General features: G+C 71.2%; 18 protein-coding genes. 16 read left to right on the top strand and 2 right to left on the bottom strand.

Going from position 1 to position 20,300, the window contains the following annotated elements:
- Nucleotides 1–49: 49 nt before the first annotated feature.
- From ACIP94_RS20710 to ACIP94_RS20695, 4 genes are all read left to right on the top strand, one after another.
- Nucleotides 50–616 carry a DUF4365 domain-containing protein gene (locus ACIP94_RS20710; RefSeq protein WP_365167226.1) on the top strand — a complete coding sequence of 189 codons (567 nt, stop codon included), beginning with the start codon at nt 50–52 and terminating at the stop codon, nt 614–616.
- Nucleotides 613–1,836 (top strand): hypothetical protein, encoded by a 1,224-nt coding sequence (locus ACIP94_RS20705; RefSeq protein WP_402427309.1) that lies wholly within the window; start codon nt 613–615, stop codon nt 1,834–1,836. The genes ACIP94_RS20710 and ACIP94_RS20705 overlap by 4 nt, the downstream gene beginning before the upstream one ends.
- Before the next feature lie 100 nt (nt 1,837–1,936).
- Complete coding sequence (gene thrS / locus ACIP94_RS20700) at nt 1,937–3,913, top strand: threonine--tRNA ligase (RefSeq protein WP_402427306.1); 1,977 nt, start codon at nt 1,937–1,939, stop codon at nt 3,911–3,913.
- Nucleotides 3,914–4,248: 335 nt separating this feature from the next.
- The gene (locus ACIP94_RS20695) at nt 4,249–4,809 is read left to right on the top strand and encodes an HIT family protein (protein ID WP_402427303.1); all 561 of its coding nucleotides are present in this window, start codon (nt 4,249–4,251) and stop codon (nt 4,807–4,809) included.
- Nucleotides 4,810–4,889: 80 nt separating this feature from the next.
- Here the strand turns inward: ACIP94_RS20695 and ACIP94_RS20690 are convergent, their stop codons facing one another.
- Nucleotides 4,890–6,548, bottom strand: a complete 1,659-nt coding sequence (locus ACIP94_RS20690; protein WP_402427300.1) for a hypothetical protein — start codon at nt 6,546–6,548, stop codon at nt 4,890–4,892.
- Nucleotides 6,549–6,741: 193 nt separating this feature from the next.
- The gene (locus tag ACIP94_RS20685; RefSeq protein WP_402427576.1) at nt 6,742–8,940 is read right to left on the bottom strand and encodes an elongation factor G-like protein EF-G2; all 2,199 of its coding nucleotides are present in this window, start codon (nt 8,938–8,940) and stop codon (nt 6,742–6,744) included.
- A gap of 305 nt (nt 8,941–9,245) precedes the next feature.
- Here ACIP94_RS20685 and pgsA point away from each other — a divergent pair, with 305 nt between their 5' ends.
- The 12 genes from pgsA to secD all read left to right on the top strand — a co-directional run bounded on the left by pgsA (nt 9,246) and on the right by secD (nt 20,299).
- Nucleotides 9,246–9,929 carry a phosphatidylinositol phosphate synthase gene (gene pgsA / locus ACIP94_RS20680; protein WP_402427298.1) on the top strand — a complete coding sequence of 228 codons (684 nt, stop codon included), beginning with the start codon at nt 9,246–9,248 and terminating at the stop codon, nt 9,927–9,929.
- 28 nt (nt 9,930–9,957) lie between these two features.
- Nucleotides 9,958–10,896 carry a phosphatidylinositol mannoside acyltransferase gene (locus tag ACIP94_RS20675; protein WP_402427295.1) on the top strand — a complete coding sequence of 313 codons (939 nt, stop codon included), beginning with the start codon at nt 9,958–9,960 and terminating at the stop codon, nt 10,894–10,896.
- A complete protein-coding gene (locus ACIP94_RS20670; protein ID WP_402427292.1) occupies nt 10,893–12,098 on the top strand; it encodes a glycosyltransferase family 4 protein in 1,206 nt (401 codons plus the stop codon). Before ACIP94_RS20675 ends, ACIP94_RS20670 begins: the two co-directional genes overlap by 4 nt.
- Nucleotides 12,099–12,147: 49 nt before the next feature.
- Complete coding sequence (locus tag ACIP94_RS20665; RefSeq protein WP_402427289.1) at nt 12,148–12,693, top strand: hypothetical protein; 546 nt, start codon at nt 12,148–12,150, stop codon at nt 12,691–12,693.
- 205 nt (nt 12,694–12,898) lie between these two features.
- Nucleotides 12,899–13,810, top strand: a complete 912-nt coding sequence (pdxS, locus tag ACIP94_RS20660; protein ID WP_402427286.1) for a pyridoxal 5'-phosphate synthase lyase subunit PdxS — start codon at nt 12,899–12,901, stop codon at nt 13,808–13,810.
- Between the two features lie 50 nt (nt 13,811–13,860).
- On the top strand, nt 13,861–14,469 hold the full coding sequence (gene pdxT / locus ACIP94_RS20655; RefSeq protein ID WP_402427283.1) for a pyridoxal 5'-phosphate synthase glutaminase subunit PdxT: 609 nt from the start codon (nt 13,861–13,863) through the stop codon (nt 14,467–14,469).
- A 48-nt stretch (nt 14,470–14,517) separates the two neighbouring features.
- On the top strand, nt 14,518–15,270 hold the full coding sequence (locus ACIP94_RS20650; RefSeq protein ID WP_402427280.1) for a YebC/PmpR family DNA-binding transcriptional regulator: 753 nt from the start codon (nt 14,518–14,520) through the stop codon (nt 15,268–15,270).
- A 143-nt stretch (nt 15,271–15,413) separates the two neighbouring features.
- Nucleotides 15,414–15,944: a crossover junction endodeoxyribonuclease RuvC gene (ruvC, locus tag ACIP94_RS20645; protein WP_402427278.1), complete on the top strand. Its 531-nt coding sequence runs from the start codon at nt 15,414–15,416 to the stop codon at nt 15,942–15,944.
- The gene (gene ruvA, locus ACIP94_RS20640) at nt 15,941–16,546 is read left to right on the top strand and encodes a Holliday junction branch migration protein RuvA (protein ID WP_402427275.1); all 606 of its coding nucleotides are present in this window, start codon (nt 15,941–15,943) and stop codon (nt 16,544–16,546) included. The genes ruvC and ruvA overlap by 4 nt, the downstream gene beginning before the upstream one ends.
- A gap of 56 nt (nt 16,547–16,602) precedes the next feature.
- On the top strand, nt 16,603–17,697 hold the full coding sequence (gene ruvB, locus ACIP94_RS20635; protein ID WP_402427272.1) for a Holliday junction branch migration DNA helicase RuvB: 1,095 nt from the start codon (nt 16,603–16,605) through the stop codon (nt 17,695–17,697).
- Nucleotides 17,698–17,860: 163 nt separating this feature from the next.
- Nucleotides 17,861–18,349: a preprotein translocase subunit YajC gene (gene yajC, locus ACIP94_RS20630; RefSeq protein WP_402427269.1), complete on the top strand. Its 489-nt coding sequence runs from the start codon at nt 17,861–17,863 to the stop codon at nt 18,347–18,349.
- 141 nt (nt 18,350–18,490) lie between these two features.
- Entirely contained in the window at nt 18,491–20,299 is a 1,809-nt protein-coding gene (secD, locus tag ACIP94_RS20625) for a protein translocase subunit SecD (RefSeq protein ID WP_402427266.1), read from the top strand.
- The last annotated feature ends 1 nt before the right edge of the window (nt 20,300 follow it).

Genomic DNA, 20,300 nt, shown 5'->3' with positions numbered 1-20,300 from the left:
GTTCAGCGACCCGTCACGGGGATCGATCCGACGGGGAAGGCTGTTGGCCATGGCGATAGCGCAGCCCGAGCGGGGCGGGCTGCTGCCCGAACGCACGGGCCCCCTTCGCGGCACACTCGCCACCACCGCCTGCATGGAGACACTGCAGGTGGGATATCTGCACGCGGTCGCCGCCGCGGCCGGCTGCTCGCTGTCCCAGCCCTTTCCGGACAACGGCATCGACTGGCACGTCAGCCACAGCGCCCCCGGCCACACCGTCGATGACGAGGTCACCATCAAGGTGCAGCTCAAGTGCACCTACCAGATCCCGCCGAACCCTCCGGGCCGCTTCTTCTCCTTCACGCTCGACAACGAGCACCTGGCGAAGCTGGCCCGCACCCCCGTCTCCGTGCACAAGATCCTCGTAGTGATGATCGTGCCACGGTCCCAGGAGCAGTGGCTGCGGGCCGGCCACGACCGCCTCGACCTGCGGCACTGCTGCTACTGGATCAATCTGGCCGGACACCCGATCACAGGCCGGCACCGCACCACCGTGCGCATCCCCACCGCGCGCATCTTCGACGACCGTGCCCTGTGCGAGATCATGACCCGGGTCGGAACGGGAGGCAGACCGTGACCCACCGTCCCCTCGACGAGCCACTCCGCGCCGTCCGACCACACCCCGCGGAGCCGCCGTGGAACCAGCCGCCCGCACCGGACCAGGTCGATCCCGCCGTGCTCGGCGCCCTCCTGCACCGGCACGGCTGGCAGCGCCGCGGCGGCGCCCCGGGGCGCTACGGCCGGTGGACCCCGCCCGGTCCGGGCAGCGGCGGCACCAGCCTGCTGGTGCCGGAGAGCCGGGCCTTCCCCGACAGCGACGACCTGCTCGGCGAGGCCCTGCTCGCCCTCTCCCGCAGCGGCTCGCCCTCCGCCCGTGACGTGCTGGTCGGGCTCTCCGTGCCCAGTGACGAGATCCACTGGTGGCGGGACGTGCCCACGGGACCCGTGGGCACCGCGCCCTGGGCCGTCGAGGACGAGCTGCGCTCCGCCGCCCGCGGCATGCTGCTGGCCGCCGCGCTCGCCACCCGCGCGCGTGCGGGCTACTACGGCGCCCGGCACCGCAGGCCGGCCGTCGCATCCCTGGAGGACGTACTGGTCGGCGCCGCCCCCGGGGGCCGCCGGCTCACCGCCTTCGTCCCCGTCGCCACCGGCCGGCCGCTCGCCGTACGGCTGCACCAGGCGCTCTACGCGGCCCGGGAGGCCGTCGACTACCAGCGCGCCACCGGAGGCATGGACGCCTTCGACGCCGCCGTCGAGGCGGGTGTGAGCCGTGAGCTGACCGAGGCCCTGGTGGCCTTTGTGCGCGGTTCCGAGGGTGCCCGTATCGCCGTCGAGTGGGCACCTGCCGCCGGCGTGCCCGAGGGCGGTGCGACGCCCGCCGAGCCCGTCGAGTTCTCGCCGGGAGACCTGCCCGTCCTGCGCGAGGCCGGCGCCCGCTATCTGCGCGAGGAGCCGTCCGTCCCGGTGCGGATCACCGGCTCCGTCGTACGTCTGCGCCGCTCCTCGCCGCGCGGCGAGGGCACGGTCCGGCTGCGGGTCATCGCCGGGGCCGAGGTGCCGCAGGTACGGATGACCCTGGACGAGGAGGCGTACCGGACAGCGTGTTACGCCCATCTCGTCGGGCTGCCGGTGCGGGTGCACGGGCGGCTGGAGAGCCGGGGCGGCTTCCGGCGCCTCGTGGACGCGTCCGGGGTGGTTCCGGTGCAGGTGGACGAGGCCGAACGGGACCGGCTGATGAAGTCGCTCCAGGACGCGAAGGACACGGACATCTTCGAGGAGGCGTGCGAGGGGGACTGACCACAACCGTTTCGCGGTGGGCGGCCGTGGGTCGGTACGATCCCAGTCATGCGCGCGCTCCAGGTATGGCGCCGCATCCGCCAGCAGTCAGGAGAGACCGGTGTCAGACGTCCGTGTGATCATCCAACGCGATTCCGAGCGGGAAGAGCGCGTGGTGACGACGGGCACTACGGCCGCCGACCTCTTCGCCGCCGAGCGCTCGATCATCGCCGCGCGCGTGGCCGGCGAACTGAAGGATCTCGGCTACGCGGTGCGGGACGGCGAGACCGTCGAGGGCGTCGAGATCACCTCCGAGGACGGCCTCAACATCCTGCGCCACTCCACCGCGCATGTGATGGCGCAGGCCGTGCAGGAGATCTTCCCCGAGGCCAAGCTGGGCATCGGCCCGCCGGTCAAGGACGGCTTCTACTACGACTTCGACGTGGCGCGGCCGTTCACCCCCGAGGATCTCAAGGCCATCGAGAAGAAGATGCAGGAGATCCAGAAGCGCGGCCAGCGCTTCTCCCGCCGCGTCGTCACCGACGAGGCCGCCCGCGAGGAGCTGGCGGACGAGCCGTACAAGCTGGAGCTGATCGGCCTCAAGGGCTCGGCGTCCAGCGAGGACGGCGCGGACGTCGAGGTCGGCGCCGGCGAGCTGACGATCTACGACAACCTGGACGCCAAGACCGGCGAGCTGTGCTGGAAGGACCTCTGCCGCGGTCCCCACCTGCCCTCGACCCGGCTGATCCCGGCGTTCAAGCTGATGCGCAACGCGGCCGCCTACTGGCGCGGCAGCGAGAAGAACCCGATGCTCCAGCGCATCTACGGCACGGCCTGGCCTTCCAAGGAGGAGCTGAAGGCGTACCTGGACTTCCTCGCCGAGGCCGAGAAGCGCGACCACCGCAAGCTGGGCAGCGAGCTCGACCTGTTCTCCATCCCGGAGCAGATCGGCTCCGGCCTCGCCGTCTTCCACCCCAAGGGCGGCATCGTCCGCCGTGTGATGGAGGACTACTCGCGGCGCCGCCACGAGGAAGAGGGCTACGAGTTCGTCTACACCCCGCACGCGACGAAGGGGAAGCTCTTCGAGACCTCGGGCCACCTGGACTGGTACGCCGACGGCATGTACCCGCCCATGCAGCTCGACGAGGGCGTGGACTACTACCTCAAGCCCATGAACTGCCCGATGCACAACCTGATCTTCGACGCGCGCGGCCGCTCCTACCGCGAACTGCCGCTGCGCCTGTTCGAGTTCGGCACCGTGTACCGGTACGAGAAGTCGGGTGTCGTGCACGGCCTGACCCGTGCCCGCGGCTTCACTCAGGACGACGCGCACATCTACTGCACGCGCGAGCAGATGGCCGACGAGCTCGACAAGACGCTCACCTTCGTGCTGAACCTGCTGCGCGACTACGGCCTGACCGACTTCTACCTGGAGCTGTCCACCAAGGACCCGGAGAAGTACGTCGGTTCCGACGAGGCCTGGGAGGAGGCCACCGAGACCCTCCGCCAGGTCGCCGAGAAGCAGGGCCTGCCGCTGGTCCCGGACCCGGGCGGCGCCGCCTTCTACGGCCCGAAGATCTCCGTCCAGGCCAAGGACGCGATCGGCCGCACCTGGCAGATGTCGACGGTCCAGCTGGACTTCAACCTGCCGGAGCGCTTCAACCTGGAGTACACGTCCGCGGACGGCTCCAAGCAGCGCCCGGTCATGATCCACCGCGCCCTGTTCGGCTCCATCGAGCGGTTCTTCGCGGTGCTGCTCGAGCACTACGCGGGTGCCTTCCCGGCGTGGCTCGCACCGGTCCAGGCCATCGGCATCCCGATCGGTGACGCCCACGTCGAGTACCTGCACCGGTTCGCCGAGGCCGCCCGGAAGAAGGGCCTGCGCGTCGAGGTCGACTCCTCCTCGGACCGTATGCAGAAGAAGATCCGCAACGCCCAGAAGCAGAAGGTCCCCTTCATGGTCATCGCGGGCGACGAGGACATGTCGAACGGATCGGTGTCCTTCCGCTACCGGGACGGCTCGCAGGAGAACGCCATCCCGTTCGACGAGGCCATCGCGAAGATCGTGAAGGTCGTCGAGGAGCGGGCGCAGGTCTGATCGCGCCTCTGAGGTGTGCGTCCGATCCGCATACGGCATCAGGGCCCTCGGGGAGCGCTGCGCCCCGAGGGCCCTGCCTCGTCTCCCGGACCGCATCACGCCCACGGCGCCCAGCGGTCCGTAGCGATGCCTCGTCTCCCGGACCGCACCGCGGACGGCACCACGCCCACGGCGCCCAGCGGTCCGTACCGATGCCTCGTCTCCCGGACCGCACCGCGGACGGCACCACGCCCACGGCGCCCAGCGGTCCGTACCGATGCCTCGTTCCATCGGCCCGGCGGCCCGGGACCGATGCGTCCGAGGGCCGCCGCCACGCCGCACACGGGTGAAGTCATATGCTGCACTGCATGACGAGTGAGCCGGAGCAGCAGATCGGAGTGGGGACGCAGGACGCGTTCCAGCGCCTGTGGACGCCCCACCGGATGGCCTACATCCAGGGCGAGAACAAGCCGACCGGTCCGGGCGCCGATGACGGCTGCCCGTTCTGCACCATCCCGGCCAAGTCCGACGAGGACGGGCTGATCGTCAAGCGCGGCGAGCAGGTCTACACGGTCCTGAACCTGTACCCGTACAACGGTGGCCATCTGATGGTCGTGCCCTACCGCCACGTCGCCGACTACACCGATCTCACGGAGCCGGAGACCGCGGAGCTGGCCGAGCTGACCAAACAGGCGATGACCGCCCTGCGCACCGCCTCCGGCGCCCACGGCTTCAACATCGGCATGAACCAGGGCACGGTCGCCGGCGCGGGCATCGCGGCCCACCTGCACCAGCACATCGTCCCGCGCTGGGGCGGCGACACGAACTTCATGCCGGTGGTCGGCCACACCAAGGTGCTGCCGCAACTGCTGGCCGACACCCGCGCGATGCTGGCCGAGGCCTGGCCCACGGCGTGAGGGCGAAGCCCTGACGGCTCCGGTGCGGCAGCCCCGGCCCTGCCGGGCCACCCGGCGGCGCGGCAGGACCGCCTCGGACGCTAGGCGTCGTAGACGTCGGCCTTCCGCGGCATCGGATCCTGCACCTGCGTGCTGAGGAACGCCGACCGCGTCCCGAACTTCTCCGTGTCCACGCCGTTCTCCTCCAGCACCCGGATCGCCGCCGCGTGCACCACGCGCAGCACCGGAGTGGCCGCCCGCAGCGCGTCGTCCGCCATGAAGCGGTGGCGCCACGGCTGGTCCGCCCAGGCGTGACGCAGACCGAAGGGCTCCGGCAGGGTCAGCGAGCCGCCGAGCCAGTTCAGCACCGGCGGATACCAGGTCAGTGGGGCGCGGACCGCCAGGCGCACCACCTCGTCCGTGTCGACCAGCGGGAGCTTCACCTCGCGGGTCTCCCAGAACCTGATCTGCTTCTGCACCTTCCTGGTCGGCGCCGCGGGCTTGGTCGTGAACAGCGCGTTCACCGGCCCCAGGGCGTGCCCGGTGACCTCGATGCGCAGCGTCTCGTGCAGGACCGTCACCGTGATCAGCATGGTGAGGACCAGCTGGCCGTCCCACAGAGTCCACTGGACCCCGAGATAGTGCCGCTCACCGCCGCCGAACTGCTGCTTGTTGCAGATCTCCTGTATCGCGTGCGTTTTGATCTGGTACGCGTCCACGTCCGTGCCCTCGGGGCGGGACACCTCCCCGGCCTTCTCGCCGATCGGGCTGACGATCCAGTGCCTGATCGACGGGGTCGGGAAGCCGCCCGTGTTCAGCGGGCCGCGCTCCAGCATGCTCAGCTGGTCGTGGATCGCCTTGATCACGTCCCAGCTGCGGAAGGGGTGGATCTCCTTGTCCGGGTCGCGCGGCACGAGATCCTCGGCGAGCTGCCAGCTGCCCCAGCGCGTGCCCATGCCGAGGATGCCCTTGGGCCCCGCGTAGAAGACGGAGTTGGACCGCTGCTCGGCGCTCAGCCGGACGAGCGCCTGGCGCAGCCGCTCGGCGGAGTTCTCCCCGGGGCTGCCCGGCACCGCCTCGGGGATCTTCGCGCCCAGGCCGCCGCCGGCGAGCAGGCTCTCCCAGCGCTCACGCAGGTCCCGCGCGGTCCGCTCACAGATCTGCTTCGCCCAGTACCAGCCGATCACCGGCAGGACCACCGCCGCGCGCGCATACCACCCCCAGAAGCCCGTGAACGGCATCCGGATCAGGAAGATCACGGCGAGGGCGCCCACCGCGACCAGCAGCGTGGTGCCGAGGGCGGACCCGCGCTTGGCGTCCCGCTTGGCGATGGTGGCGCGGATCGAGAAGACCAGCAGCCACACGAGCAGCCCGGGCAGGAAGAGCACCCCGCACAGCACGGTCACCGCCGTGAGCCAGTTGTCGCGCTCCCGGCGGATGCGGTGCGCGGCCAGGCAGTGCTCCACGACCACCTGGGGCTCGGTGCCGAAGGACTGGATGAGCGGCTTGCGGTCGGCGCCCAGCATGCGGTCGCGCACCGCGAGCGAGAAGGCCTCGCCGAGGTTCGGCCGGAAGAGCCTGGCCCAGGGACGGGGAGGGCTGACCTTCGACTCGTGCCATTCGTTGTTGGCGTCGAGGATCGTCTCGACCTTCGCGTCCCGGTAGGCCGCCGAGGCCAGGGCATAGGTCGCCGCCGTCTGGCCCGCCGAGCCCGAGAGGGGCACCTGTGCCCCGGGGCTGAAATCGAATCCGTCCGTCACTGCCCGCCCCCTCGCCGCCGAACCCGCTTCTGCGGCCTTCCCGACTTCCTTGCCCCGCACACCTGTTGAACAGGTCATCGTGGTGATCGCGTCTCAACTTGATCAGGTCATCAGCGTATCCGCAGCCGCTGACATCCGTCGGCGGACGGCCAAGAAGCCGCCCGCCGGGGGGAGGGAGACGTGCAGGGCCGGGCTACGCGGAGCGCTGCGCCTCTTCGCGGATCTTCTGGGCGAGCTGCGGCGGCATCGGCTCGTGCCGCGCGTAGGAGCGGCTGAAGCGTGCCGTGCCGTGCGAGAGGGAGCGGAGGTCGACCGCGTACCGGCCGATCTCGATCTCCGGCACCTCGGCCCGTACCAACGTCCTGCCGCCACTCGTCTGTTCGGTGCCCAGGACCCGGCCACGGCGTGTGGACAGGTCGCTCATCACGGCGCCGACGTAGTCGTCGCCGACGAGCACCGAGACCTCGGCGACCGGTTCCAGAAGGTGGATCGTCGCGTCGGCCGCCGCCTCGCGCAGCGCGAGCGCGCCCGCCGTCTGGAAGGCGGCGTCCGAGGAGTCCACGGAGTGCGCCTTGCCATCGAGGAGCGTGACCCGCACGTCCACGAGGGGGTGCCCGGTGGCCACGCCCTTGGCGGCCTGGGCGCGCACGCCCTTCTCGACGGACGGGATGAACTGCCGGGGCACGGCCCCGCCGACCACCTTGTCGACGAACTCGATGCCGGAGCCGCCGGGCAGCGGTTCCACCTGGATCTCGCAGATCGCGTACTGGCCGTGCCCGCCGGACTGCTTGACGTGCCGCCCGCGCCCGCCGGACGGCCCCGCGAACGTCTCCCGGAGGGAGACCTTGTGCGGCACCACGTCCACCTGGACCCCGTAGCGACTGCGCAGCCGCTCCAGGGCCACGTCCGCGTGCGCCTCGCCCAGGCACCACAGCACCACCTGGTGGGTGTCCTGGTTCTGTTCGAGCCGCATGGTCGGATCCTCGGCGACCAGCCGGGCGAGCCCCTGGCTGAGCTTGTCCTCGTCCGGCTTGCTGTGCGCCTGGATGGCGAGCGGCAGCAGCGGGTCCGGCATTTCCCAGGGCGCCATGAGCAGCGGGTCGTCCTTGGCGGACAGGGTGTCGCCGGTCTCGGCCCGGTTCAGTTTCGCCACGCACGCCAGGTCGCCCGCGATGCACTGCGCGAGCGGGCGCTGCTGCTTGCCGAAGGGGGCGGACAGGGCGCCGATGCGCTCGTCGACGTCGTGGTCCTCGTGGCCGCGGTCGGACAATCCGTGCCCGGAGACATGGACCGTGTCGTCGGGACGCAGGGTGCCGGAGAAGACGCGGACCAGCGAGATACGGCCCACATAGGGGTCGGAGGACGTCTTGACGACCTCCGCCACCAGGGGCCCCGAGGGGTCGCAGAGCGCGAGTTCACGGGGCTTGCCGTCGGGGGTGGTGACCGCGGCCGCCTCCCGCTCCAGCGGGGTGGGGAAGCCGCCCGTGATCAGTTCCAGCAGCTCGACGGTGCCGAGTCCCTGGCGGGCGCCCTCGGCCGCCGGCGCGGCGGCGAGCACCGGGAAGAAGACCCCCCGCGCGACCGCCCGCTCCAGGTCCTGCACCAGGGTGCCGATGTCGATCTCCTCGCCGCCCACATAGCGGTCCATGAGGGTCTCGTCCTCGCTCTCGGAGATGATCCCCTCGATGAGCCGGTTGCGGGCGTCCTCGATCAGCGGCAGATGTTCGGGCCCCGGCTCGGTCTCCTTGCGCTCGCCGGAGGAGTAGTCGAACAGCTGCTGCGACAGCAGCCCGACCAGCCCGGTCACAGGCGCGTGCCCGTCGTGCCCCTGAGGGCCGTGCAACGGCAGGTACAGGGGCAGTACGGCGTCGGGGTCGTCCCGGCCGAACTCCTGCGCGCACACCCGGGTCATCTCCTCGAAGTCGGCCCGGGCGGCCTCCAGGTGCGTGATCACGAGGGCGCGCGGCATCCCGACGGCCGCGCACTCGTCCCAGACCATGCGGGTGGAGCCGTCCACCCCGTCCGCGGCAGAGACCACGAAGAGGGCCGCGTCCGCAGCGCGCAGACCGGCCCGCAGCTCCCCGACGAAGTCGGCGTATCCGGGAGTGTCCAGCAGATTGATCTTGACCCCGTCCCATTCGACGGGGACCAGCGAGAGCTGCACCGAACGCTGCTGCCGGTGCTCGATCTCGTCGTAGTCGGAGACGGTGCCGCCGTCCTCCACGCGGCCCGCCCGGTTCACCGCTCCCGCGGTCAGCGCGAGAGCCTCCACCAGTGTCGTCTTGCCGGATCCGCTGTGGCCGACCAGCACCACATTCCGTACGGACGCGGGGTGGTCGGCCGCCGTAGCCCTGCCGGCGGCTCCAGGGTGTACGTTCGCCTTGTCGCCCATGGCCTTGCCTCCCGTGCACGGTGAGGTCTCTGTGGGCGCGGACATGCGGACCCGCGTGCGGTAGGCGGATCCGGTGACGCCCGCGGTGTCTTCGAGCTTTGCACTCCCGTCACGGTGCGTCCATACGAAGGACGGCATCCCGCCACCCGCGGGCAGCGCCCGCGGCGTTCGCCCCTGACCCCGGCGCCGGCCGGGACGTGACACGGGCTGTGGGTGCCCGGCCGTCGCGCACACACGCGCGTGGCTACGATGGGCCAGCCGGTGGCCAGCAGGGGCCGCGCGGCTCACCGACCGTCGGGAAGGCCATGCTGAACAAGTACGCGCGTGCATTCTTCACGCGTGTCCTCACACCGTTCGCCGCGTTTCTGATCCGCAGGGGCGTGAGCCCTGACACGGTCACGCTCATCGGTACCGCCGGCGTGATCGCGGGCGCGCTGGTCTTCTACCCCCGGGGCGAGTTCTTCTGGGGCACGGTCGTCATCACCCTGTTCGTGTTCTCGGACCTCGTCGACGGCAACATGGCCCGCCAGCTCGGCCGCACCAGCCGCTGGGGCGCCTTCCTGGACTCCACCCTCGACCGGGTCGCCGACGGCGCGATCTTCGGCGGCTTCGCCCTGTGGTACGCGGGCAACGGCAACGACAACGTCCTGTGCGCGGTCTCGATCTTCTGTCTGGCCAGCGGCCAGGTGGTGTCGTACACCAAGGCCCGCGGCGAGTCGATCGGCCTGCCCGTCGCCGTGAACGGACTCGTCGAGCGGGCCGAGCGGCTGGTCATCTCGCTGGTCGCGGCTGGGTTCGCGGGTCTGCACAAGTTCGGCGTGCCCGGCATCCAGGTGCTGCTGCCGATCGCGCTGTGGATCGTCGCCGTCGGCAGCCTGATCACTCTGATCCAGCGGGTCGTCACGGTTCGCCGGGAATCCGCCGAGGCGGAGGCGGCGGCGGATCACCACAACCGGAACGCCTCGCACGGAAGCGGGACGGCACAGTGAAGGACGTGCACAGAAGCGGGGTGACGACGTGACCAGCCTGCGGGAGCGGCTCACCGACGGGCTCTACGGACTCGGCTGGGGCGCGGTCAGGACACTGCCCGAGCCCGTCGCCACCCGGCTCGGCCGGACCATCGCCGACGTCGCCTGGAGACAGCGCGGCAAGGGCGTGCAGCGGCTCGAGAGCAACTACGCGCGCGTGGTGCCCGGCGCGAGCCCCGAGCGGCTCGCCGAGCTGTCGCGGGCGGGCATGCGCTCGTATCTGCGCTACTGGATGGAGTCCTTCCGGCTCCCGTCCTGGAGCGCGGAGCGCATCAAGGACGGCTTCGACCCCAAGGACCTGCACTTCCTCACCGACGGACTGGCCACGGGCAAGGGCGTCGTCCTCGCGCTGCCGCACCTGGCCAACTGGGACCTGGCGGGCGCCTGGGTCACCACGAAACTGGAGACGCCGTTCACGACGGTCGCCGAGCGGCTGAAGCCCGAGACGCTCTACGACCGCTTCGTCGCCTACCGCGAGGGCCTCGGCATGGAGGTGCTCCCGCACAGCGGCGGCTCGGCGTTCGGCACCCTGGCCCGGCGGCTGCGCGACGGCGGACTCGTCTGCCTGGTCGCCGACCGCGATCTGTCGGCCTCCGGCGTCGAGGTGACCTTCTTCGGGGAGACCGCGCGCATGCCCGCGGGACCGGCGCTGCTCGCCCAGCAGACCGGCGCGCTGCTCCTGCCGGTGACGCTCTGGTATGACGACTCGCCCGTCATGCGCGGGCGCGTGCATCCCCCGATCGAGGTACCCGAGTCAGGTACCCGGGCCGAGAAGACGTCTGTCATGACACAGGCGCTGGCAGACGCCTTCGCCACGGGGATCGCCGAGCACCCGGAGGACTGGCACATGCTGCAGCGCTTGTGGCTCGCCGACCTGGATTCCGGCAAGGAGCCCCGGAACAGGGCCCCACGGGAGGGTACGGAGTGAGGATCGGCATCGTCTGCCCGTACTCCTGGGACGTGCCGGGCGGCGTCCAGTTCCACATCCGGGATCTGGCCGAGTACTTCATCCGCCTCGGGCACGAGGTCTCCGTCCTCGCCCCCGCGGACGACGACACCCCGTTGCCGCCCTACGTCGTCTCCGCCGGCCGCGCGGTCCCGGTGCCGTACAACGGCTCGGTGGCCCGGCTGAACTTCGGCTTCCTCAGCGCGGCCCGGGTGCGGCGCTGGCTGCACGAGGGCGGGTTCGACGTGATCCACATCCACGAGCCGGCCTCGCCCTCGCTGGGCCTGCTGGCCTGCTGGGCGGCGCAGGGCCCGATCGTGGCGACCTTCCACACCTCCAACCCGCGCTCGCGGGCGATGGTCGCCGCCTACTCGATCCTCCAGGCGGCCCTGGAGAAGATCAGCGCGCGCATCGCGGTGAGCGAGTACGCGCGGCGCACGCTCGTCGAACACCTGGGCGGCGACGCCGTGGTGATCCCGAACGGCGTGGACGTCGACTTCTTCGCGAAGGCCGAACCCAAGGCCGAGTGGCAGTCCGAGGAAGCGCGAGGCTCCGTCGAGGGCCGCGGGGAACAGGCGGGCAACACCATCGGCTTCATAGGCCGCATCGACGAGCCCCGCAAGGGCCTGCCGGTCCTCATGAAGGCCCTGCCGAAGATCCTGGCCGCGCGCCCGGGCACCCGGCTGCTGGTGGCCGGCCGGGGCGACGAGGAGGAGGCGGTGGAGACGCTCCCCGCCGAGCTGCGCCCGCGCGTGGAGTTCCTCGGCATGATCAGCGACGAGGACAAGGCGCGCTTCCTGCGCAGCGTCGACCTGTACGTGGCGCCCAACACCGGGGGCGAGAGCTTCGGGATCGTCCTGGTCGAGGCGATGTCGGCGGGCGCGCCCGTGCTCGCCTCCGATCTGGACGCCTTCGCCCAGGTCCTCGACCAGGGGGCGGCCGGCGAGCTGTTCGCCAACGAGGACGCCGACGCGCTCGCCGACGCGGCCCTGCGGCTGCTGGCGGACCCCGAGCGCCGCGCGGAACTGCGGGCGCGCGGCAGCGCCCATGTGCGGCGCTTCGACTGGTCGACGGTCGGCGCGGACATCCTGTCGGTCTACGAGACGGTGACGGACGGCGCGGCCGCGGTGGCCACGGACGAACGGACGGGCCTGCGAGCCCGCCTGGGCCTGGTCCGCGACTGAGCCCGGCACCCGACACCGGCCGCCGGGCCGCCCGGTAGCCTTGCCGCCCGTGACCGCAACCCTCATCTGGATCCTCGTCGCCCTTGTCGCGATCGGCCTCTATCTGAGCTGGACCGCGGGCCGCCTGGACCGGCTGCACTCCCGTATCGACGCGACGCGCGCCGCGCTCGACGCCCAGCTGCTGCGCCGGGCCTCCGTCGCCCAGGAGCTGGCGACCTCGGGGGTGCTCGATCCGGCCGCGTCGATCGTGCTGTACGAGGCCGCCCACGCGGCCCGGCAGGCGGAGGAGGAGCAGCGCGAGGTCGCCGAGAGCGAGCTCAGCCAGGCGCTGCGGGCCGTGTTCGGCGAGACCCAGCAGGTGGAGGCGGTGCGGGAGGCGCCCGGCGGCGAGGCGGCGGCCCGTGAGCTGACCGAGGCCGTGCGCCGGGTGCCGATGGCCCGGAGGTTCCACAACGACGCCGTACGCGCGGCCCGGGCGCTGCGCCGTCACCGCAAGGTGCGCTGGTTCCGGCTGGCGGGCCACGCCCCGTTCCCGATGGCCTTCGAGATGGACGACGAGCCCCCGGTGGCGCTGACGGACCGGTCGGTGGTGTGAGGGACGGGGCGTGCGGATCCGCGCCATACAGGGCGGTGCGGACCGCTGTCGCCCGGGGCGTGCGGCCCGTGCCGTAGGGGCCGCCGGGGGCGCGCCCTCACCCAAAACGATCCACCGCCTCCCCATTGGCCCTTGCCGTGGCCTGTTCACCCGGCGTTTCCTCGGTCCAGCAGAAATCAGCCTTTTTCCCGAGTGAGGTCGAACCGTGTCCAGCACGCTCTCCACCCCCCAGACTCCCGAGACCGGCACGGCCCGTGTCAAGCGCGGCATGGCCGAGCAGCTCAAGGGCGGCGTGATCATGGACGTCGTCACGCCCGAGCAGGCGAAGATCGCCGAGGACGCGGGCGCCGTCGCCGTCATGGCCCTGGAGCGGGTTCCGGCCGACATCCGCAAGGACGGCGGCGTCGCCCGCATGTCGGACCCGGACATGATCGAGGGCATCATCAACGCCGTGTCCATCCCGGTCATGGCCAAGTCCCGGATCGGCCACTTCGTCGAGGCCCAGGTGCTCCAGTCCCTCGGCGTCGACTACATCGACGAGTCCGAGGTCCTCACCCCGGCCGACGAGGTCAACCACTCCGACAAGTGGGCCTTCACCACGCCGTTCGTCTGTGGCGCCACCAACCTGGGCGAGGCCCTGCGCCGTATCGCCGAGGGCGCCGCGATGATCCGGTCCAAGGGCGAGGCCGGTACCGGCAACGTCGTCGAGGCCGTTCGCCACCTGCGCCAGATCAAGGGCGACATCGCCCGTCTGCGCGGCCTCGACAACCACGAGCTGTACGCCGCCGCCAAGGAGCTGCGCGCCCCGTACGAGCTGGTCAAGGAGGTCGCCGAGCTGGGCAAGCTTCCGGTCGTGCTGTTCTCCGCCGGCGGTGTCGCCACCCCCGCGGACGCCGCGCTGATGTGCCAGCTCGGCGCCGAGGGCGTGTTCGTCGGATCCGGCATCTTCAAGTCCGGCGACCCGGCCAAGCGTGCCGCCGCCATCGTGAAGGCCACCACCTTCTACGACGACCCGAAGATCATCGCGGAGGCGTCCCGCAACCTCGGTGAGGCCATGGTCGGCATCAACTGCGACGTCCTCCCCGAGAACGAGCGCTACGCCAACCGCGGCTGGTAAGACGCACCCCGGCCCTGACACAGCCCGACCCCACCGAGGACACCACGTACATGACCGACGCACCCGTCATAGGCGTCCTGGCTCTCCAGGGCGACGTACGGGAGCACCTCATCGCCCTGGCCGCGGCCGACGCCGTGGCCAGGCCGGTGCGGCGCTCCGAAGAGCTCGCCGAGGTCGACGGCCTCGTCATCCCCGGCGGCGAGTCCACCACCATCTCCAAGCTGGCCGTCCTCTTCGGAGTGATGGAACCCCTCCGCGCGCGCGTGCGTGCGGGCATGCCCGTCTACGGCACCTGCGCGGGCATGATCATGCTCGCCGACAAGATCCTCGACCCGCGCTCCGGACAGGAGACCATCGGCGGCATCGACATGATCGTGCGCCGCAACGCCTTCGGACGGCAGAACGAGTCGTTCGAGGCGGCGGTCGACGTCCACGGCGTCGAGGGCGATCCTGTAGAGGGCGTCTTCATCCGGGCCCCCTGGGTCGAGTCCGTGGGCGCCCAGGCCGAGGTGCTCGCCGAGCACGACGGTCACATCGTGGCCGTACGCCAGGGCAACGCTCTGGCCACGTCGTTCCACCCGGAGCTGACCGGCGACCACCGCGTGCACTCCCTGTTCGTCGACATGGTGCGCGCCAACCGGACACCGGAGTCCTTGTAGGATCTCTGGCGTTCGTACAGAGATGGGTTACGCGAAGGAGACAGGCAGATGTCCGGCCACTCTAAATGGGCCACGACGAAGCACAAGAAGGCCGTGATCGACGCCAAGCGCGGCAAGCTCTTCGCGAAGCTGATCAAGAACATCGAGGTCGCGGCCCGGACGGGAGGCGCGGACGCCGACGGCAACCCGACTCTCTACGACGCCATCCAGAAGGCCAAGAAGCAGTCGGTCCCGAACAAGAACATCGACTCGGCGGTCAAGCGCGGCGCGGGCCTGGAGGCCGGCGGCGCCGACTACGAGACGATCATGTACGAGGGCTACGGCCCCAACGGTGTCGCGGTGCTCATCGAGTGCCTCACCGACAACCGCAACCGCGCCGCCTCGGACGTCCGTGTCGCCATGACCCGCAACGGCGGCTCCATGGCCGACCCGGGATCCGTGTCGTACCTGTTCAACCGCAAGGGCGTGGTGATCGTCCCCAAGGGTGACCTGACCGAGGACGACGTCCTGGGCGCCGTACTCGACGCGGGCGCCGAGGAGGTCAACGATCTCGGTGAGTCCTTCGAGGTGATCAGCGAGGCCACCGACCTGGTCGCGGTCCGCAGCGCCCTCCAGGAGGCCGGGATCGACTACGACTCCGCCGAGGCCAACTTCGTGCCGACCATGCAGGTCGAGCTCGATGAAGAGGGCGCCAAGAAGATCTTCAAGCTGATCGACGCGCTCGAGGACAGCGACGACGTGCAGAACGTCTTCGCCAACTTCGACGTCAGCGACGAGGTCATGGAGAAGGTCGACGCCTAGATCCGACGCGAACCGACCGGGCCGACGGGACACCCCCCGTCGGCCCGTCGCTTTGCCCGTCGTTGTCGGTGGCACCCGATAGCCTGCACGAACAGGGGGTACCGCCCAGCGGTGGCTGGGGGAGAGCGAAGGGAGGCACGGGGGTGCGCGTACTGGGGGTGGACCCGGGACTCACCCGGTGTGGCGTCGGCGTCGTCGAGGGCGTGCCCGGCCGGCCGCTGACGCTGCTCGGCGTGGGAGTCGTCCGTACACCCGTCGACGCCGACCTGGGGCACCGCCTCGTCGCCGTCGAGCAGGGCATCGAGCACTGGCTGGACGAACACCGGCCGGAGTTCGTCGCCGTGGAGCGCGTCTTCAGCCAGCACAACGTGCGGACGGTCATGGGCACCGCCCAGGCCAGCGCTGTCGCCATGCTCTGCGCCGCCCGCCGCGGCATCCCCGTCGCCCTGCACACCCCGAGCGAGGTCAAGGCCGCCGTCACCGGCACCGGACGCGCCGACAAGGCCCAGGTCGGCGCCATGGTCACCCGGCTGCTGCGGCTGGACGCGCCGCCGAAGCCCGCCGACGCCGCGGACGCCCTCGCCCTCGCCATCTGCCACATCTGGCGCGCCCCCGCCCAGAACCGACTCCAGCAGGCCGTCGCCCTGCACGCCTCGAAAGGCCGTACCGCATGATCGCCTTCGTCAGCGGCCCCGTCGCCGCCCTCGCCCCGGACTCCGCCGTGGTCGAGGTGGGCGGCATCGGCCTCGCCGTCCAGTGCACGCCGAACACCCTCTCCGGGCTCCGGACGGGCCGGCAGACCAGGCTCGCCACCTCCCTGGTCGTGCGGGAGGACTCGCTGACGCTGTACGGCTTCGCGGACGACGACGAGCGCCAGGTCTTCGAGCTGCTCCAGACCGCGAGCGGCGTCGGCCCCCGCCTGGCCCAGGCGATGCTGGCCGTCCACACCCCGGACGCCCTGCGCCGCGCCGTGGCCACCGGCGACGAGAAGGCCCTCACGGCCGTGCCGGGCATCGGCAAGAAGGGCGCCCAGAAGCTGCTGCTGGAGCTGAAGGACCGGCTGGGCCGGCCGACCGGCGCACCCGTGGCCGGCGCGCCGGCCACCACCGGCTGGCGCGACCAGCTGCACGCCGCCCTGATCGGCCTCGGGTACGCGACCCGCGAGGCGGACGAGGCCGTGGCCGCGGTCGCCCCGCAGGCCGAGGCCGGCCAGGGAACGCCCCAGGTGGGCACGCTTCTGAAGGCGGCCCTGCAGACCCTGAACCGCGCCCGCTGAACCGATGCGCGCCCGCTGAACCGATCCGCCCCCCACGAGACCGCGAGGCACACTCCATGAACTGGGACGACACGACCGACACCCCCGCCCCCGAGCGGCTGGTGGGTTCTGTCGCCGACCGTGACGACCAGGCCGTCGAGGCCGCGCTGCGCCCCAAGGACCTGGACGAGTTCATCGGCCAGGAGAAGGTCCGTGAGCAGCTCGACCTCGTGCTGCGCGCTGCGCGCGCCCGGGGAGCCACCGCCGATCACGTCCTCCTGTCCGGCGCCCCCGGCCTCGGCAAGACCACGCTGTCGATGATCATCGCGGCCGAGATGGGCGCCCCCATTCGCATCACCAGCGGTCCCGCCATCCAGCACGCCGGCGACCTCGCCGCGATCCTCTCCTCCCTCCAGGAGGGCGAGGTCCTCTTCCTCGACGAGATCCACCGCATGTCCCGGCCCGCCGAGGAGATGCTCTACATGGCGATGGAGGACTTCCGGGTCGACGTGATCGTCGGCAAGGGCCCGGGCGCCACCGCCATTCCCCTGGAGCTGCCGCCGTTCACCCTGGTCGGCGCCACCACGCGCGCGGGCCTGCTGCCGCCGCCGCTGCGCGACCGCTTCGGCTTCACCGCGCACATGGAGTTCTACGAGCCCACCGAGTTGAAGCGCGTCATCCACCGCTCGGCGAACCTGCTGGACGTGGAGATCGACACCGACGGCGCGGCGGAGATCGCCGGACGCTCGCGTGGCACGCCCCGTATCGCCAACCGGCTGCTGCGCCGGGTGAGGGACTATGCGCAGGTCAAGGCCGATGGGGTGATCACCCGTGAGATCGCCGCGGCGGCGCTCCGTGTGTACGAGGTGGACGCGCGGGGCCTCGACCGCCTCGACCGGGCCGTTCTGGAGGCCCTGCTCAAACTGTTCGGCGGTGGCCCTGTGGGACTCTCCACACTGGCCGTCGCGGTGGGGGAGGAACGTGAGACCGTGGAGGAGGTGGCCGAGCCCTTCCTGGTCAGGGAGGGGCTGCTCGCCCGTACCCCGCGCGGGCGGGTGGCCACGCCGGCCGCCTGGGTCCATCTCGGCCTCACCGCCCCGAGCGGCGCGGCCGGGGCCGGAACCCGTGGAACGACCGGGGCAAACGGACAACAGGGCCTGTTCGGTGCGTGACGGCGCGGGACTCGCACGGGCAGGAACCCGGGTGCCATGCTGGGCGTTGTTCCATGCGTGCGGACTCGCTTAGACTCCGCCGATGCCGCCCTTGTGGGCGGTGCCGACCACTCCCATCCACCAGGCCGCCGATCGAGCGGTCGTGCGAAGGAAACTCCGTCCCGTGAATACCTTGACCCTTCTCCCCTTCATCGTGCTCATCGCGGCCATGTTCCTGATGACGCGCTCGGCCAAGAAGAAGCAACAGCAGGCCGTGACCATGCGGAACCAGATGCAGCCCGGCTCCGGCGTCCGCACCATCGGGGGCATGTACGCGACGGTCAAGGAGGTCAACGACGACACGGTCCTGCTGGACGCGGGCCCGGGGGTGGAGCTGCTCTTCGCGAAGAACGCGATCGGCGCCGTCCTGACCGACGACGAGTACAACCGCATCGTGCACGGCATCGAGCACCACCTGAAGGCCGACGGCGCGGTCGTGCCGGACGACGTCTCCTCCCTCACCGAAACGGACGAGCCCGCCGCCGACGCCTCCGCCGACAAGCCCGTCGACCTCGGTAAGAAGGACACGGCCGACGACGCCGACGAGACGACCGGCGCGCAGGCCGACGCAGCAGAGCCGAAGAAGACCGACGGCGAGTCCGACGCGAAGTAGTCACGCCCCGGGAGCACGGCGCGCACCGCTCGCGCCGCATGCCTCCCGGGACGTGTCGTTCCCGCACGGAGTCCCGACACCATGTCATGGCCGACCGCGCGCCCGACCGGCGCCGGTCGGCCCGAGAGGGAGTACGAGAAGGTGGCAGCACCGAAGAAGGGCCGGAGCGCGAGCGCCCAGAGCAGGCCGGGGCGCTCGCTGGCCCTCATCCTGATCGCCATCGCGGCGCTCACCGGGGGAATGTTCGCCTCCGGGCACACCACTCCGCGTCTCGGCATCGACCTCGCCGGGGGCACCAGCATCACGCTGACGGCGGTCAACGAACCCGGGCAGCCCAACGCGATCAACAAGGCCAACATGGACACCGCGGTCGACATCATGAACCGCCGTGTCAACGGTCTGGGCGTGTCCGAGGCGGAGGTGCAGACCCAGGGCGATCGCAACATCATCGTCAACATCCCCCGGGGCACGAACTCCACGGAGGCCCGCCAGCAGGTCGGCACCACCGCGAAGCTCTACTTCCGTCCGGTCATCCAGCGCGAGGCCTCCGGTGCCGCCACCCCGGCGAGCCCGAGCGCCGGCCCGAGCACGGGCGGCAGCACCGCGCCGAGCGCGTCGAGCAGCGCCAAGGCGGGCAGCACGGCCAAGCCCTCCTCCGGCTCCACGGCCACCGCCACCCCGACGGCCTCCGCCACCACGCAGGGCCGCCCCGTCACCGACGCGCTGAAGGCCGGCTCCGCCACCCCGTCGGCGACCGGCTCCGCCACCCCTTCCGCCACGGGTTCCGCCGCCGCCAAGGCCTCCGCGAGCCCCTCGCCGTCCGCGAGCGGCGGCTCCGGTGACGCGGGCAAGCTCCAGGCCCAGTACGCCGCGCTCGACTGCAGCAAGCCCGAGCAGCGCGCCACGGCCGGCAAGGGCGCCAAGCCCGGCGACGCCACCGTCGCCTGCGGCAAGGACGGCAACACCTGGAACAAGTTCATCCTCGGCCCGGTCGCGGTCGACGGCACGGAGGTCACGAAGGCCCAGGCGACCTTCAGCACCACGGACGCCTCGGGCTGGCAGGTCCAGATGAACTTCAATTCCAGCGGCTCCAAGAAGTTCGCCGACGTCACCGCCAAGCTGTCGCAGCAGGCCACCCCGCAGAACGAGTTCGCGATCGTTCTGGACGACGAGGTCGTCTCCCACCCGTACGTCCGGACCGCCATCAGCGGCGGTAGCGCGTACATCTCCGGCAGCTTCACCCAGCAGGAGGCCCAGAGCCTCGCCAACATGCTGTCCTACGGCGCGCTCCCGCTCACGTTCAAGGAGTCGAGCGTGACCACGGTGACCGCGGCGCTCGGCGGCGAGCAGCTCCAGGCGGGTCTCATCGCCGGTGCCATCGGCCTGGCCCTGGTCGTGATCTACCTCGTCGCCTACTACCGCGGTCTGTCGCTTGTCGCCGTCGCGTCGCTGCTGGTGTCCGCGGCCCTGACGTACGTGATCATGGCGCTGCTCGGCCCCACCATCCACTTCGCGCTGAACCTGCCCGCCGTGTGCGGTGCCATCGTCGCGATCGGTATCACCGCGGACTCCTTCATCGTGTTCTTCGAACGCATCCGGGACGAGATCCGCGAGGGCCGCTCGCTGCGGCCCGCCGTCGAGCGTGCCTGGCCGCGTGCCCGGCGCACCATCCTGGTCTCCGACTTCGTGTCGTTCCTCGCCGCTGCGGTGCTGTTCATCGTCACCGTCGGCAAGGTCCAGGGCTTCGCGTTCACGCTGGGCCTGACCACGGTGCTCGACGTGGTCGTCGTCTTCTTGTTCACCAAGCCGCTGATGACGATCCTCGCCCGCCGCACGTTCTTCGCGAGCGGACACAGCTGGTCCGGCCTCGACCCCAAGCGTCTCGGCGCCAAGCCGCCCCTGCGGCGCACCCGTCGTCCCTCCGCCCCCGTCGACCCGAAGGAGGCGTGAG

Source organism: Streptomyces sp. NPDC093261 (assembly GCF_044753645.1).
Taxonomy (GTDB): domain Bacteria; phylum Actinomycetota; class Actinomycetes; order Streptomycetales; family Streptomycetaceae; genus Streptomyces.
Note: the sequence above shows the minus strand (reverse complement) of the source record. Positions and strands in the feature narration are given on the sequence as shown.

Excerpts from the sequence above, each read along its gene's own strand:
- ACIP94_RS20710 (WP_365167226.1), top strand. The coding sequence starts at position 50 with ATGGCGATAGCGCAGCCCGAGCGGGGCGGGCTGCTGCCCGAACGCACG.
- ACIP94_RS20695 (WP_402427303.1), top strand. The coding sequence starts at position 4,249 with ATGCTGCACTGCATGACGAGTGAGCCGGAGCAGCAGATCGGAGTGGGG.
- ACIP94_RS20685 (WP_402427576.1), bottom strand. The coding sequence starts at position 8,940 with ATGGGCGACAAGGCGAACGTACACCCTGGAGCCGCCGGCAGGGCTACG.
- pgsA (WP_402427298.1), top strand. The coding sequence starts at position 9,246 with ATGCTGAACAAGTACGCGCGTGCATTCTTCACGCGTGTCCTCACACCG.
- pdxT (WP_402427283.1), top strand. The coding sequence starts at position 13,861 with ATGACCGACGCACCCGTCATAGGCGTCCTGGCTCTCCAGGGCGACGTA.
- ACIP94_RS20650 (WP_402427280.1), top strand. The coding sequence starts at position 14,518 with ATGTCCGGCCACTCTAAATGGGCCACGACGAAGCACAAGAAGGCCGTG.
- ruvA (WP_402427275.1), top strand. The coding sequence starts at position 15,941 with ATGATCGCCTTCGTCAGCGGCCCCGTCGCCGCCCTCGCCCCGGACTCC.
- ruvB (WP_402427272.1), top strand. The coding sequence starts at position 16,603 with ATGAACTGGGACGACACGACCGACACCCCCGCCCCCGAGCGGCTGGTG.